Raw genomic sequence first — 16,072 nt, 5'->3', positions numbered from 1 at the left:
GAAAACAACTCCTATTCCGTAATCCTGCTCATCATACTACCATATAAAACCAAAAAACAGCCCCCCGTCTTAGACGAGGGGCTGGCTTATAAAGTTCCTTTAAATAAAATCTACGTACTCGAGCAGTCGCTTCAGCATAACGGTTGCTTCCGCACGGGTAGCTTTGCTGTCCGGAGCAAAATTGCCGCCCGTTTTGCCTTCGATAATCTTCGCTTCAACCGCTTGCGCGACTGCCTGCTTCGCCCAAGCTTCGATAGAAGCTTTGTCCTTGAAGGCATTCAGCTGCGAGGCAGCGCCGGCTGGTTGTTTGCCTGCAAAGACGAGAGCACGGGAGATTATAACCGCCATCTCTTCGCGGGTGATTGGAGCATTCGGCTTGAAGCTATTGCCATCGTAGCCTTTTACGATACCTGCTTTCACTGCTGCGCCTACCGCGCCCGCGAACCAATTCTTGCTGCTTACATCCTTGAAGGATGCTGCTGCTTGATCTTCGGAGATACCAAGCGCACGAACGACCATAGCCGCAAATTCAGCGCGCGTTACAACGGCATTAGGAGCAAACTTCGTATTGCTGGTGCCTTTGACAATCAGCTTGGAGGCCATCAGCTCGATATCCGTTTTCGCCCAATGCTTGCTCAGGTCGCTGAAGGTTTTGTTAAGCTGCACAACCGCATAAATACTGTTGCCATTGCGTTGAATGGTTACAATCGTATGCCCGTTCACTTTCTTAAAGGTTGCCGGTACGAATGTAAACGTGCCAGTCGCCTCGTTATACATCACGGCTGTGGAATGCGAAGCATCCAAAGTCTGGTTGATGTCGAGCGTACGGGATACGTACGTTTTGCCAAAATCATGAATTTCTTTTGTATTGCCGTTGGCTTGAAGGATGACGCTAAACTCAACCGGATTACCAATCAGCTTAACGCCGGCTTTTGCTGCCTTGTCCTTCATCGTGCCCGACAATATGCTGTCCGCTTGATTAATCTTGATTACGATCGAAGCGTCAGTGCCAATAGTCGTTGGCAGGTTAAGAGCACGAATCGGCAGATCATAGCTTGCGTTACCCATGATAACCGAAATCGTCAGATTTGGAGCTTGCTTGAGCGCGTCGAGCAGCACTCGTGCCGGCAGTTCCGCGCTTACGGCTTGCTTGGAATCTGCTTTAATGGTAACCGTCTGGCCTTTTTGTCCCGCAATCATTTTGATCGCTTCGTTCAAGGATTTAGCCGATACGGTTAACGTTTGACCGGCTGTTGTGCCGTCAATGCTGACTCCGTTGTCTGTTTGCTCCGGTTTCTTCCCTCCGTTACCGGATCCGCTAGGCACTTCCACAGGCGGCGGGGTTGTACCGGTATCGCCATTGGAACCTGTATTAAAGCTCCAAATGTCGGACAATGTCTTGCCAGAGTAAGCATCTTCGGCTGCCGCATACCATTGGTATTTGGTATTCGCCTTCAAACCGCTCCACTTCGCGGACGCCTGTTCTCCGCTTGTTACCTGATCCACCTTGCCGATCGGCTGATCGGAGTAGACGTTAACGCCCATGTAGTCGGTCGAAACCTCTTTTACCTGCGGCTTTAGATCCACATCAAGCGTAAATTCTTCTTGTTTAGTCGCATCGCTTGGATCGTAGAAGTTATAGTCGTCCATGTACGGCGAGTACGTTTTTACATACATCTTGCTATTCGCGATATCGAACTGCAGCAGCTTGATATAGCCTTGACCGCCTTCCGGACCACCTTGGTAGTCGGACAGCATTTGATAAACCTTGCGGTCTGTCTTGCCGTCGCCATTGTCATCCAGTTCGCTTACAAGAAGCTTGGAGTCATGGTAATGGCCGGAAAGGACGGCAAATACGTTTTTGTTCTTTTGTACGACTTCTTCAAAAATCTTATCCGCAATCGGAGCACGGTTGCCGGATACAAGCAGGAATTCATGGAAGTTCAGGATCGCTTTGCGGTCCGGATATTTCGCCAGCACCTCATTCATCCAGTCGATATCCGAATCGCGGATACCCCAACCCATGTATACCATAATAAAGTCATTGCCGTTTGAGGATACAAGGTCATAGTGACCGCGGTTGTTATCCAGGGAACCGCCGTAAGTCGGCTGATCCTTGAACCGGTCTTCCCCGAAGTAGTTCCAGTAGTAATCATAAGCGCCAAGCTGATGGTCAACGTCATGGTTACCGGCAAGCACGCCATAAGGAACGTTGGCGTCTTCCAGCACCTTCATGTCAGCGGAAGCACGCATCCATTGGAATTCTTGATCCGCGTCGTCGACAATGTCGCCGGTATGGATTACGTATTTGATTTTGTTCTTCTCTTTATTGTCGGCAATCCAATTCACGACATCTTCGTAAATATGCGGATAGCTTTCCGAGTAATACTGCGTATCTGACATCCAGGCAAACGAGAAATCATAGTTTTCCTGCGATACCGGCAGCTCGTCCTGCACCATTACCTGAAGCGTATGATTATCCGCGTATTCGCCTGCTGTAACCCATGCGCCAAGCGTAAAGTCTGTTGCGCCAGCTACTTTGTAATCGACGCTAATCCATTGCTGTTTGGACGGGCTCCATACATACATGCTGACTTTACGGCCTTCCAGCGACTTGCCTTTCCAGCTCAATTCAATCTGATCCGTATTCTTCACGGAAGGATCAAGCTGTACCTGGAACCGTTGATAAGGGAACTGGTCCGTGGCATCATCGGTCAAGTATTTACCGTCAGCAGCGCCGATCAGCGCATAATCTTCCGCGCTCATTGCTTTTTCACCGGCAGGAGCTACTTCCTTCGGAGGCTCGACATCCGCTGCATTGCGGAAGCCCTGGAAGCCGTCCTTATTTGCTCCGTCATACTTAAAGCCGCGGTAGAAGGAAACATCCATTTTGTCATTCGTAGGGTCCTTCACCTTTACAGCCAGAACGGGATTGATGCCTGTACCGGATGCTCCATTAGCAGGAGATACCAGTTCCGGCTTAAGCGGATTCTCGTCCGGTACGGAGAAGGTAACTTCCTTCACCGCAACATTGCCGACTTTATCGGTTGCCTGAACCTTGAATACATGCTCTCCGCCCGTAAAATCCTTGGATGCCGTTGCATACGGGATTGCGATTGGCGTCTCGTCGAGCCACACCTGCACTTCATCCACGCCGGACAACGCATCATTAGCGGTAGCGTCAATGGTGAATGCACCACGGTATTCTTTTCCGTTTTGAATCGTTGTTTTAACGGCTGGCGCGGTATTATCCACTTTCACAACCGCAGCCTTTTCTCCGTACTGGGAGTGGCTCACTTTTACGGTATGATCACCGTCAGTCAGCTTAGTTGTATCAAGAGCATAGGCCTTCGATGCAAGCAGCTCATCCGGAATAACGAAGTTGAAGTCCATAACCGGGAATTTACCGGTGCTATCGCCCATCGAGATAACGGTATCCCGATTTTTGTAACGCTCGTCGAAAATTTCCGTACCGTCCGCAAATACAAGCCTTACGTTACGTACGGTAAAATCATCCTTGTTCTCTTCCGGACGGTCATCAAACGGCGATGCCTTAGTACCTGCACGGATGGAGATAACGTTGCTTCCGCCCTTCAGGCGTTCCGCCGCGATTGGCACCGTCAGCGTTGTATAAGTATTGATCGGATCCAGGAAGATCGACAGAATTTCGTCTCCCATCGTAACGCCGTTCTTAAAGTAGTAGTTAACGCCATTCGCTTCGAAAGCGAAGTACGCATCCTGCTCAACCGCGCTGTACGTTCCATCTGTCGCTTCGTTCTGGTCAACGGACAAATGAAGCTCGGAAGCCGGCGCGTTCTCCGCAGTTGCCTTCAGCACCTTTGTCCCGGCAAGGAAATCGCCGTCCTTCACGTTAAGGCGCAGCGGCGAATGGTCCGTATTGCCAGTTACGTTCGTACGGTATTTCTCCGATGTCACTTCGTTCTGGCCGTCCGAGATCACGTAATAGTACTCAATGTAATCGCGGCCGATCAGTTCCGGCGAGTAAATCGTGTAGTGATACAGCGTATCGTCAAAGCTTTCCGCCAGGTAACGCTTTGTATATTGCGTATCCAGGTTGCTCTTGTAATAGAGAGCTACGGATTTAACGTTGTTCTCGTCATTTGCTTCCGCAACGATCGAGAGGTTTTTCGATTTGTCGATTTCCGGCGTATTCGTCAAATCCTTATAAGTAGGGCTCGTTGTATCAACCGGTGTCTTAACCGTAATAATCGGCACCTGAACCGGCGCTACGGTACCTGGCGTTGCCGCTTCCGTACCTGCGCTGTATTTGATCATCTGCGTGCTGCCGGTTGGCGAGTATTTGTAGAAAATCCCTTTGTTCGCGACAGTCTCAGCGTCGGTATCGTAATAAACAGCCGAGATTTCTGTCTTCGTATTGGTCGCAATGACGATGCCGCGTCCGCCGCCATTAGCCATGCCGTCGCTGTACATCTTGACGATATCCGTGCCTTCCGTCAGGTTCGTGCCGTAGTTAGCATTGAAATCGGCAACGGTTTTTTGCTTATTCTGGCTGTTGATGACCCAGAATACCAGCGTCTTTTTCGAAGGAATAAGCAGATCCTCCGAATCGGTTGGCCAGACCACGTCCGCATCCGGACCCGAAGCGGTGTAACGGTATTGAATCTTGTAATCTTTAAAGTTAACGGTTTTATCCGTATTATTGTAGATCTCGACAAACTCGTAGCCATCCGCCGTACCTACGTTAGTGGAGTCCGGAACAATCTCCGTCACCATCAGAGGAGGAAGCTTCGAGAAATCTACGTTGCCAAGCTCAATCGTTACCGTATAGGTGTTCGATTTGACCGTATCGATACCGTCGTTAGCTTGGATGTAGTATTGCAGCTGAGAATCGGTAAAAGCTTCCTTCGGAATGTTCGCCGAGAACACGTTGTTCTCTCCCGCCGTCATCGTCAAGGAGGCGTAATCCGCTGCATCGCCTACTTTGTAGAACAACGATGCTGTTACCGCATCGCTGTCCGGGTCAGCAATGGTTGCTTGGACCGTCAGATCGTTATCGATGCTGCCCGAAGCAGGTGCCGTATGCTCGATAACCGGCAGTTGATTAACGGCAGGAGCCGGCTGCTCCGGAAGCAAAGCCGCTTCTACCGTGCCGGGAGTTGCAGCAGTGACGCCTGCGCTGTACAGCTTCATCTGGTTCGTGCCGTCAACCGGATATTGATAGAAAATCCCTTTGTCCGCTACCGTCTGCGCATCGTTCTCGTAGAACGCTTCGGCAATTTCCTTGCCGGTCTTTGACGCGATGACGATTTTGCGCTGGCCGCCGTTAGCCATGCCGCCGCCGCCATCGATCCGGAACAGATTCGTATTCTCTACAAGGGTTGTATGATAGTTAGCGTTGAAATCATCCGCTTTCAGCTCATTGTTCGCGCCGTTCATAATCCAGAACACCACATTGCCAAGCGGAGGAATAACAGCCGTGCTTGGAAGCTCCCATGCAGCGTCCGCTGTCGCGGAGTTCGTGTAGCGATAGATCAGCTTATATTCGCTCATCGAGATTGGGCGGGTTGTATTGTTGTACACCTCTACGAACTCATAAGCATCGGAGCTGACTCCCGTCACGTTCGTGCTGTCCGGTACAAGCTCCGTAATAAGCATAGGAGGCACCTTCGAGTAGTCGAAGTTATGCTGCTCGATGGCTACCGTATAAGTGGACGACTTTACATGGTTAACCGCGTCCGCAGCTTCAATATAGTACTGCAGCTCGGTTGCCGTAAGAGAAGCCTTTGGAATAATCGCGGAAAAATCCGAGCCTCCCGTATTCGTCATCGGTACCGAAGTAAACGTTGCGTCGGACGAGTTCTTATAAAAGACCGCCGCCGTAGCCGTATCATCGGCATCCGTAATTTGTGCCGTAATAGCAAGGTCTTGTTCACTGCTTCCCTCCGTTACCGGGGAATGAGTGATAACCGGAGCCTGGTTAACCGGGCCTTCGGGGAATTGGTAGTGAACTGTCGGAATTTGTCCCTGTGCCAGTGTGCCTGGAGTTGGGGCAGACTTCACTGCAAATTTGTCGGTTGGCACGCCGCCTGCTGCCGGCAGCATGTAGTGGTCGCCGAGACCGGCGCCAACATCAGTAGCGGCTGTATAGCTGGAACTCGAAATTTCGGTTCCTTGGCTGTTTTTAATGACAACCCCACGGTCAGCCGTATTAGAGAAGCCATTGAAGCCTGTAACCTGGACGATCTGGCTGTCAGTCAAGCTTACGCCGTATTTGGCGTTAAAATCTGTAAGAACAAAGTTTTTCGGATTGTACCAGAACACCATGACCTGCTCTGGATCCAACGTCTTCTCACCAAAGCTGAACGTTGCATCCGGAGAAGCTACCGGATCCGGATAACGGTACAGGAATGTATAATCGTTCAAACGAATCGTTTTGTTCGAGTTATTGTATACTTCGAAAAACTCGTAATCATCCGTACCCGCTACGTCGGGATGAATTTCGGAGACAAACAGCTCCGGTACGGTGTTTTCTTCCGCTGCAGCAGCGATACCAATTGAAGACAGCATGCTCATCAGCATGCTTGCCAGCAGAACGCTAGAGATCCATTTCTTGTATCTCTTGCTTACCATAATAAGTAACACTTCCTTCTGATTAATATGTAGCTTGTTACATCGTGAAGTCGGAAATCAGGCGTTCGATCAGCCAATAAAGCCCCATTAAACCAACCACTGAGGAGGTCACATACGTCCACCACATCTGACGGTTGCTTGTGCTTGTGATCAGCTTCCGGATCAACCAAAGGATCGGAATGACGATCGCCAATACAACGAGCTGGCCAATCTCAACGCCAAGGTTAAAGGAGAAGAGCGGCAGGGCAATGTTGCCCGACATCGTTCCGTGCAGGATCTCCGCAAAGCCAAAGCCATGCACCATCCCGAACATCACCGTGACGGCAATCTGCTTCCCCTTCAGCTGCGGGAATCTTTTGCGGAACATATTCTCAAACGCTACGAAAACGATGCTTAACGCAATAAGAGGCTCCACGATAAGCGGCGACAACGATGCCAGATCCATCGCGGATAAGACCAACGTGATGCTATGTCCAACCGTAAAGGCAGAGACCAGCTTCAGCATCGTCCAGCCGCTAGTGCCCGAGGCAAGGATTAGCCCGCAGAGGAACAACATATGATCGGCGCCCGACCAGATATGCTCCATTCCCATTGTCACGTAATCTTTCAGGACGCTTGTCCAGGAGGATGATGTGTTTAATGGCTTCGAACCGGCATCGCCTTGAGCCGCCGCGCCCGCATCGGAACTTGCAGCGTCCGTTCCATGGTAACCTTCCATCTGCAAAATGTTATTCGAGCTGTTTATCACTTGTACGATGGACTGCTTCCCCATCCGGATCGTTGCATAGCTGCGGTGGTCGGGGTTCGTTCCGTCATAAAAGTTATATTGAACCATGTACCGGTCGACAGGCTCGGCAAAATCATAGTTGATGTCGATCTCGATCATCGGCACTTTTGCTTTTTCCGTCTGCTTGGCTTCAAGAACAACTCCCGTGCCAACCTTGTTATTGCCCGTGACGATTAGCCTGTCGTGAACGAGTGCCGTAAGCGCATCGTTTTCACTGGATAGCTCGTCTTCGGAAAGCCTGCCGTCACCGTTGCCGTCAAGCTGCGGCATAGCTTCGAGCAGTTCCCTCTCCAGCAAGAACAAGTTGTACTCCAGGCGCTTGTCCTTAACGGTAATATCCGAGAACCCCGTCGAGCTGAAATGCGCCTCGGCCGTTCCGCCCATTACGGTCAAAAGCACCCATAAAGCGGCTAGTACAACCCCGGCTTTTTTGTGTAATTTCACATGTGTCTCCTTTCTCCCTAATGCTTGGCTTCCTACTTCTCTCTATCTATCTGATGCTGGACATACTTAGCGATTATAGTTTTGAAGTGTTTGAAGAACGTAAATGATAGATGAAGAAATTATTGAGATTGAGGAAAATAGTAGAAAAGAGTCTCCGATCCCTTACCGCGCAATCGCAAGAGATTCGGAAGTAAGCAGCTGGAATGTTCGATCATACATGTGGCGATGCCTGGCTATTCGCTGATCCTTAAGGTCCCTTAGGGACCTTAAGGGCTTTCTTCCTACCCGTACTAGCCGGGTTAAGGTCCCTAAGGGACCTTAACCTCGTGAATCCGGCCATACTTGCGGGGTTACCGAGCTATTCGCGGATCCTTAAGGTCCCTTAGGGGCCTTAAGGGGTTTCTTCCTGCCCGTTCTAGCCGGGTTAAGGTCCCTAAGGGACCTTAACCTCGTGAATCCGGCCATACTTACAGCGATTCCGGGCTATTCGCAGATCCTTAAAGTCCCTAAGGGACCTTAAGGGCTATCTTCTTGCCCGTGCTAGCCGGCTTAAGGTCCCTAAGGGACCTTAACCTCGTGAATCCGGCCATACTTACCGCGTTGCCGGGTTATTCGGGATCCTTAACGTCCCCCCAGACAACTCATAAGCGGTTTTCAGCCTTTCGGGCACGTTGTTGCTTAATCGAAGGCCGTTTGAATTTGGCTGCATGGCTAATTTAGGCCTTTCGCAGCCGGATTCGCTGCTTTTGCCAGCCTGAAAGGCTGTTTTTAAGCCATGCAAGCGGCGCAGCTCTCATAGGCAAAAAAGAACCCCCTCAGGCTGGCATCCAGCCTTGCGGGGGTTCCCTCAAGCGATCGAAGAACTTAGCAGATCGCGCACATTGGTATAGTTCATCTGATGCGCGGCGGCCACGGCTTCATGGGTGACATAGCCGTCCATGGCGTTCACGCCGCGCCGGATCGGCTCGCTGCCGGCAAGCGTATCGCGGACGCCGCGGTCCGCCAGCGCCAGCATGTACGGCAGCGTTGCGTTTGTTAGTGCCGCCGTTGCCGTATACGGCACGGCACCGGGCATGTTAGCGACGGCATAATGCAGGACGCCAAATCGCTCGAATACCGGCTCGGCATGTGTCGTTATCCGGTCGATGGTCTCCACGCTGCCGCCCTGGTCAATAGCGACGTCTACAATAACCGAGCCTGCCGGCATGGCGCGGACCATGTCCTCCGTCACAAGCTTTGGCGCACGGGCGCCGGGAATGAGCACCGCGCCAATGAGAAGATCCGATTCGGCGACTGCCTCGGCGATTTGCCGGGAATGCGATGCGAGTGTCTGTACCCGGCCGCCAAACCGATCCTCCAGCGCCCGCAGTCTGTCGGCATCGCGGTCTATAATGGATACGTCGGCGCCAAGTCCAAGCGCGATTTGCGCAGCGCCTGTCCCTACTACGCCGCCGCCGATAATGGTGACGCGCCCTTTCCGCACGCCGGGAACGCCGCCAAGCAGAATACCTCTTCCCCCATGTGCCTTTTCCAGAAATTGCGCTCCTACCTGCGCCGCCATCCTTCCTGCAATATCACTCATCGGAGTTAGAAGCGGAAGCTGCCCGTTTGCGAGCTGAACGGTCTCGTACGCGATCGCGGTCACTTTATGCCGCACCAAAGCCTCTGTGAGCTCCCGCTCTGCAGCCAGATGCAAATACGTAAACAGCACTAGCCCTTCACGGAAGTGCCGGTACTCCTCCTTCAGCGGCTCTTTCACCTTCACGACCATATCCCTTGACCAAGCATCATCCGCATCCGCCACAATTATGGCTCCCGCTGCCCGATACTGTTCATCCGGGAACCCGGAAGCCGCCCCCGCTTCCGTCTCCACAAACGCTTGGTGTCCATGCTTAACTAGCTCATAAACGCCGCCGGGCGTTAGAGCAACGCGATGCTCCGAGCTTTTTCTCTCTTTCGGAACGCCAATCTCCATATACGCTCCCTCCCTTTCTCCTATCCACCTGCCACTATGCGTTACGTTGCCCGCGAATTCTATCCTCTTGTATAATGTGAGAAAACCAATATCGAGGCCTATCAAAGATGAGCGACCGCGTTTAGAGGTAGGTTTTATCGCCAAATAGAATTTCAGTTTTCAATTGATAGAATTGAGATTCCCCCACTATTCCACGTTAGGGCGGTGAATGTCCATGGTTGAAACGTTGATGCAGCTAACCGTTAGAGACATCCTGCAGCGCCCGCTGTTTCAGAAGGCTGAGACGATCGCAAGCGAAGAGGCGTTGAATCGCACCGTACGATGGGTCCACATTATGGAAGTTACCCAGATTGGCAAGCTTCTAAGCGGCAATGAGTTGATCCTGTCCACCGGCATAGGCTGGCATGACGACGAGGAGCTAAGCCTATCGTTCCTCCGGCAGCTCATCGATTCCGGTGCTTCCGGCCTCTGTATCGAGCTGGGCACCTACACCAAAAAGCCATCCGATGCCATGATCGAGCTGGCTAAACGCGAGAACTTTCCTCTCCTTTTTTTCCACGAGGAGGTTCGTTATATCGACATTACCCAAGATCTGCACGCCTACTTCATCCACCAGCATCACCGAATGGTCTATGAGCTTGAAGCGCTCTCCACCAAGCTGAACCAGCTGCTGCTCTCCGGCAAAGGCATTATGCCGCTGCTTAAGCTTCTCCACCACACGACCGGCACCCAAGTCGCTTTTTTCCCGCTAAATGCCGAAGCAGAATTTGTTCCGCATATGCCTAAAGCCAAAGCAGACAGCTTCTACGAGCAATGGATTTACGGCGAAATGTTTGCCACTCCTGACCTGAAGCGAGGTCTCGCGCACCGCCCGATCCTTGCCCTTGATCATCTATTTGCCGATTTGCTGCTGCAGTCGGAGCAGGAGCTGAGCGAATTCCAGGTTCTAGCTCTCGACCGCTGCGCTACCGCTATCGCCCAAGAAATGATGCGTACTAAATATATGGAGGAGAGACGGCGCTACAAGGATGAAATGTGGGTGACGGATTGGCTTAGCGGCAAGCATGCCGAGAAGGAAGTCCGGGAATATATCAGCTCGATCAAGCCTGCCGCCAAGCTATACGGCTTAACCGTTTGCGTATTCCGCTTAAGCTTGAAGCTGGCGGAGTGGAAGGAAGGCGAGGAGCTGCTCATTCAGAAAAACATGGTTGCCCGCGCCATCTTTGAAGGCGAAGGCTACTTCCTTCTCCCTGCCATTTTGCATGATCATATCGTCTTTGTCCTTATCGATCAGATGAAGCAGCTCAAGTGGAAGGACCGCCTTCTTCGGGCTATTGACCGTCTAAGAAAAACCGAGCACAATCCGGATTCGGCCTTGTTCGCCGGAACGTTTGGCATCGGCAAATATGTGACCGATCTGTCTCGCGCCAAGGAAGGCTACGAGTCCGCACGGGAGACGGTTGCGATTCAGACGGATATCGGATCGCTCAGCTCGCCTTTTTTCAACGATCTGCACACGTACCGGATCATATCGGGTCTTAAGAAGACCGGAATGCTGCCCGCCTTAATCGAAGAATATATCGGCCCGCTCGCGCGGTACGACCAGGAGAAAAACGGGCAGTTGCTCAAGACGCTGAAAGTATTCCTCTCTTTGTCCGGCTCCAAGCAGGATACGGCCAAGGAGCTGTTTATCGTCCGGCAGACGCTTTATCATCGGCTCGAGAAAATTGCATCGTTGCTAGGGGATGACTACCTTGTTGCCGACAAACGGCTGGCGATCGAGCTTGCGTTAAATGCTTACGAATACACCCACGGGGCGATCCAGTAGTTTAGTCGTTAACCGGCATCGTTCCAACCGGAGGAAGCCAGCTGCTTCACCACCAGATTGGACATATATTTCCGGGCATCCGCGGAGAGCAACTGCAGCACAGCGCTCTCCCCGCCGGGATGAACAAGCTCAATGGTTGCACCGCTCAAATTCTCTACTACGCTATGAATTCTGAACTGCCTGCTGATATAAGCATCCAGCTTTTGTTTCTCTTCCAAAAACTCCTGGTAAGCGGACATAAGTAAGCACCTCCGTTGAATGGTCTTCCGGCCTGCATCCCTATCGCTGCTTACAGCTGTTTAACCTGTTCCTTGGCGCCCGCATTTGCCTGCTTATATGTCGCTCGCTTCAGGAATTGCCCCGTGCCCGCTTCCCCTACAAAAGCTTGATTCCGAATCACAAACTCGCCGCGCGACAGTACGCTATCCGGCACGCCGCTCACGCGAAGCCCTTCAAACGGGTTGTAATCGACGTTCATATGATGAGTCTCCGCCGATAAAGTTCTATCCGCGGTTGGGTCAAAAATAACGATATCCGCGTCGCTGCCAACGGCAATCGTCCCTTTGCGCGGGAATAAGCCAAACAGCTTGGCGTTCCGGGTCGCGACAATCTCTACGAATTGGTTAAGCGTCAGCCTGCCTTTCGCAACTCCCTCCGAGTATAGGATAGAGAAACGATCCTCAATCACCGGACCCCCGTTTGGAATTTTACTGAAATCGCCCTTCCCCAGATCCTTCTGCCCTTTGAAGTTGAAGGAGCATTGATCGGAGCCCAGCGTTTGCAGGGAACCCGTAATAAGCGCATTCCAGAGCACCTCTTGGTGGCTCTTCTCGCGAAGCGGCGGAGACCAGACATACTTGGCCCCTTCGAAATCCGGCAGCGCGAGGTATGACTGATCGAGCACCAGATATTGCGGACAGGTCTCGCCCCATATATCAACGCCGCGGGTTCTTGCTTCGCTGATCGCCTTTACCGCTTCCGCGCAGGTGACATGCACGACATAAAGCCTTGCACCCGTAAGCTCGGCAAGAGCCGCTGCGCGTGCCGTTGCTTCGCCTTCGATAGCGGACGGCCGGGTAAGCGCATGGTAGATCGGGTCGGTATTTCCTTCGGCAAGCGCCTTCTCCACCAGAAACTCGATGACATCGCCGTTCTCGGCATGCACCATCACCATGGCGCCAAGCTCCTTGGCCGACAGCATGGTCCGGTACAACGTGCCGTCATCGGCTTGGAACACATTTTTATACGCCATAAACACCTTAAACGAGGTAATCCCTTTGTCCTCCACGATGGAAGGCAGCTCCGCCAGCACCGCGTCATTAATTTCGCTGATCATCAGGTGGAAGCTGTAGTCGATAACGGCTTTTCCGTCCGCTTTGGCATGCCATTTCTGAAGCGACTCGCTTAAAGGCTTTCCTTTGTCCGTCAAGCAAAAATCGATAATCGTTGTCGTCCCGCCAAATGCCGCCGCTCTTGTCCCCGTCTCGAAATCATCGGCCGTTACCGTCCCGCCAAACGGCATATCCAGATGGGTATGCGGATCTACGCCGCCGGGAAACACGTATTTTCCGGCAGCATCAACGATCTCCGCTCCCTCCACCAAGAGACCAAGGCCAATCTGCTTGATAACGCCGTCCTCAATAAGAATATCCGCCTGATACGTATCCGCAGCGGTTACTATCGTGCCGTTTCGTATGATTCTCGCAGCCATCGCTTATACCGCCTCCTTGCTCGCGCCGCCTGGCGCTTGATTGGAATCGCCAACTGATGCTACCGCCTTCTGGCGCTCATTCCAGGACATCGGCAGCTCGCCGGAAGGAATCTCAACCATAGAGATCGCACCTTCCACCGGACAAACGATCGAGCAAAGATTGCAGCCGACGCAATCCTCTTCCCGCACCTTTAGGTAAGCACGGCCGTCGTCCGTTGTCAGGCGCTCAATACATTGATGCGACGTATCCTCGCAGGCGATATGGCATTTGTTGCAGACGATGCAATTCTCCTCGTGAATGCGGGCAACAACTTGGTAGTTCAGATCAAGATCGCCCCAATCCGAGTAACGGGGAACGGACTTGCCAATCAGCTCGGTAACGGAGGATAAGCCTTTGTCATCCAGATAATTGTTCAGCCCGTCGATCATGTCCTCCACGATGCTGAAGCCATGATGCATGGCCGCTGTACAGACCTGCACCCCGGTAGCTCCCATAAGCATAAATTCGACCGCATCGCGCCAATTGGAGACGCCTCCAATTCCGGAGATGGGTACATTCACCTGAGCGTTACGCGCGCATTCCGCCACCATGTTCAGTGCGATGGGCTTCACCGCCGGTCCGCAATACCCGCCATGAGCGCCTTTGCCGCCTACATGCGGGATCGTGTTCCAGGTATCGAGATCCACGCCAGCCAGCGAGTTGATCGTATTGATGAGCGAGATCGCATCCGCGCCGCCGCGAACGGCCGCTATGGCGGTAGCCGTAATATCCGTAATGTTAGGCGTCAGCTTCACGATGACCGGCGTCTTTGCGGCTTCCTTCGCCCACATCGTTTGCGCTTCAACGAGATCCGGCTGCTGGCCGGAGGCCGAGCCCATGCCGCGCTCCGCCATGCCATGCGGACAGCCGAAGTTCAGCTCCAGTCCGTCGACGCCTACGGCCTCGACTTTTTTTACAATCTCATGCCACTTTTCCCGCTTCGGCTCCACCATGAGAGACACCACGACGGCATGATTCGGAAACCGTTTCTTCGTCTCGTAAATCTCCTTTAGATTCACCTCAAGCGGCCGGTCCGTAATCAGCTCGATATTGTTAAAGCCCGCCACGCGCTGCCCGTTAAAATGCACGGCCGCAAACCTCGACGAGGTATTGATAATCGGATCCCCAAGCGTCTTCCATACCGCTCCGCCCCAGCCCGCCTCGAAAGCCCGCTGCACCTGGTAGCCCGTATTCGTTGGCGGCGCCGACGCTAACCAGAACGGATTCGGCGAGGATATGCCCGCCAGATTGATACGCAAATCAGCCATCGCGTTCCCCTCCTAAAAAGAATGTTTACGCCGTCTCCTCCTGCTCCTTCACCAGCTGCCGATAGATGGCATATGCGGCTTTCTTACCCTGCTGCGCCGCCGATACAACCATCGCTTCCCCTTTCCCGTCGCCAAAAATAACATCGCCAGCCGCATAGACTTGCGGATCGGATGTTTGGAACGTAACCGGATCAATCGCTACGGTTCCCCGTTTATGCGAGAGACCAAGCTGCTCGACCAAGCCAATATGGCGCGTTTGACCAATGGCAAGAACAACCGCATCCACATCCATAAAAAACTCCGAGCCTTCCACCGGCACCGGCCGGATCTGTCCCGCACTCTCTTCAAGCTTCATCAACGTGCATTCGAGCGCCGTTACATTACCCGCCGAATCTCCAACGATCCGCTTTGGGGCGGTCAGCCATTTGAACATAACGCCGTCCTGCTTCGCAAAGTCAAATTCGAAATCGTAGGCCGTCATCTCTACGGAAGTCCGGCGGTAGACGATCGTCACCTCGTCAGCTCCAAGCCGAACCGAACACGTCGCCGCGTCAATAGCGGTATTGCCGGCACCGATAACGGCAACCTTTTTCCCCGCAATATCCGTCCGAATGGACGATTTGGTTGATTCTACGAACTCGATTGCGTCATAAACGCCCTTCAGCCCTTCGCCCTCGATGCCCAGCTTCGGCACCTTGGACATCCCGATGGCCAGGACAATCGCATCGTACTGCTGCTTAATTTCCTCAACGCTTATATCGATCCCAACCTTCACGCCCGTGCGGATCTCTACGCCAAGCTGCCTGACCTGCTCGACTTCCCACAGCGAGATTTCCTGCGGCAGCCGAAACGAGACAATGCCATACGTATCCAGGCCGCCTGCCTGCTCCTTCGCTTCGAACACCGTGACAGCAAAGCCGAATCGGGCCAGCTCCCTTGCCGCCGACAAGCCTGCGGGACCACCTCCAATAACGGCGGCTTTTTTCCCGTTGCTGCTTCCTGCCTTGAAGAAAACCTGCTCATTGTGGATAGCCCAATCGGTCGCATAACGCTGCAGATCCCCGATCATAATCGGCTTGGACGAATGATTAAGCACGCAAGCCCCTTCGCATAACTCCTCCGTCGGGCACACTCGAGCGCAGCTTGCGCCAACGGGATTCGCTTCCATAATGGTGCGGGCGGAGCCTTTCATGTTCCCGGAGGCGATCTTTTTGATAAAGGACGGAATATTGATGCCTGTCGGACAAGCCTGGATACACGGGGCATCATAGCAGTACAGGCAGCGGTTCGATTCCTCGATTGCCTCCTTGGGCTTCATTCCGGCTTTCACCTCGGCAAAATTGCGCCGCAAAGATTCTGCGGATATAAACGTTGCAGCCATCCGTTCATCCCCCTTCCCCTAGCGCT

General features: G+C 52.8%; 8 protein-coding genes. 1 reads left to right on the top strand and 7 read right to left on the bottom strand.

What is annotated here, in order from left to right:
* Nucleotides 1-99 precede the first annotated feature (99 nt).
* From WFJ73_RS16580 to ald, 3 genes are all read right to left on the bottom strand, one after another.
* Entirely contained in the window at nt 100-6,612 is a 6,513-nt protein-coding gene (locus WFJ73_RS16580; protein ID WP_336774127.1) for an S-layer homology domain-containing protein, read from the bottom strand.
* 37 nt (nt 6,613-6,649) lie between these two features.
* A complete protein-coding gene (locus WFJ73_RS16575) occupies nt 6,650-7,843 on the bottom strand; it encodes a HupE/UreJ family protein (protein ID WP_336774126.1) in 1,194 nt (397 codons plus the stop codon).
* Between the two features lie 847 nt (nt 7,844-8,690).
* Entirely contained in the window at nt 8,691-9,818 is a 1,128-nt protein-coding gene (ald, locus tag WFJ73_RS16570; protein WP_336774125.1) for an alanine dehydrogenase, read from the bottom strand.
* 214 nt (nt 9,819-10,032) lie between these two features.
* Here ald and WFJ73_RS16565 point away from each other — a divergent pair, with 214 nt between their 5' ends.
* Nucleotides 10,033-11,646: a PucR family transcriptional regulator gene (locus WFJ73_RS16565; RefSeq protein ID WP_336774124.1), complete on the top strand. Its 1,614-nt coding sequence runs from the start codon at nt 10,033-10,035 to the stop codon at nt 11,644-11,646.
* Between the two features lie 8 nt (nt 11,647-11,654).
* Here WFJ73_RS16565 and WFJ73_RS16560 read toward each other — a convergent pair whose 3' ends face one another.
* The 4 genes from WFJ73_RS16560 to WFJ73_RS16545 are packed head-to-tail and all read right to left on the bottom strand — an operon-like array spanning nt 11,655 to nt 16,046.
* The gene (locus WFJ73_RS16560; RefSeq protein WP_336774123.1) at nt 11,655-11,885 is read right to left on the bottom strand and encodes a hypothetical protein; all 231 of its coding nucleotides are present in this window, start codon (nt 11,883-11,885) and stop codon (nt 11,655-11,657) included.
* A gap of 50 nt (nt 11,886-11,935) precedes the next feature.
* Nucleotides 11,936-13,357, bottom strand: a complete 1,422-nt coding sequence (hydA, locus tag WFJ73_RS16555; RefSeq protein WP_336774122.1) for a dihydropyrimidinase — start codon at nt 13,355-13,357, stop codon at nt 11,936-11,938.
* Between the two features lie 3 nt (nt 13,358-13,360).
* On the bottom strand, nt 13,361-14,665 hold the full coding sequence (gene preA, locus WFJ73_RS16550) for an NAD-dependent dihydropyrimidine dehydrogenase subunit PreA (protein ID WP_336774121.1): 1,305 nt from the start codon (nt 14,663-14,665) through the stop codon (nt 13,361-13,363).
* A 25-nt stretch (nt 14,666-14,690) separates the two neighbouring features.
* Nucleotides 14,691-16,046 carry an NAD(P)-dependent oxidoreductase gene (locus tag WFJ73_RS16545; protein ID WP_336774120.1) on the bottom strand — a complete coding sequence of 452 codons (1,356 nt, stop codon included), beginning with the start codon at nt 16,044-16,046 and terminating at the stop codon, nt 14,691-14,693.
* Nucleotides 16,047-16,072 lie beyond the last annotated feature (26 nt).

This window comes from Paenibacillus sp. MMO-58, assembly GCF_037146255.1.
Taxonomy (GTDB): domain Bacteria; phylum Bacillota; class Bacilli; order Paenibacillales; family Paenibacillaceae; genus Pristimantibacillus.
Note: the sequence above shows the minus strand (reverse complement) of the source record. Positions and strands in the feature narration are given on the sequence as shown.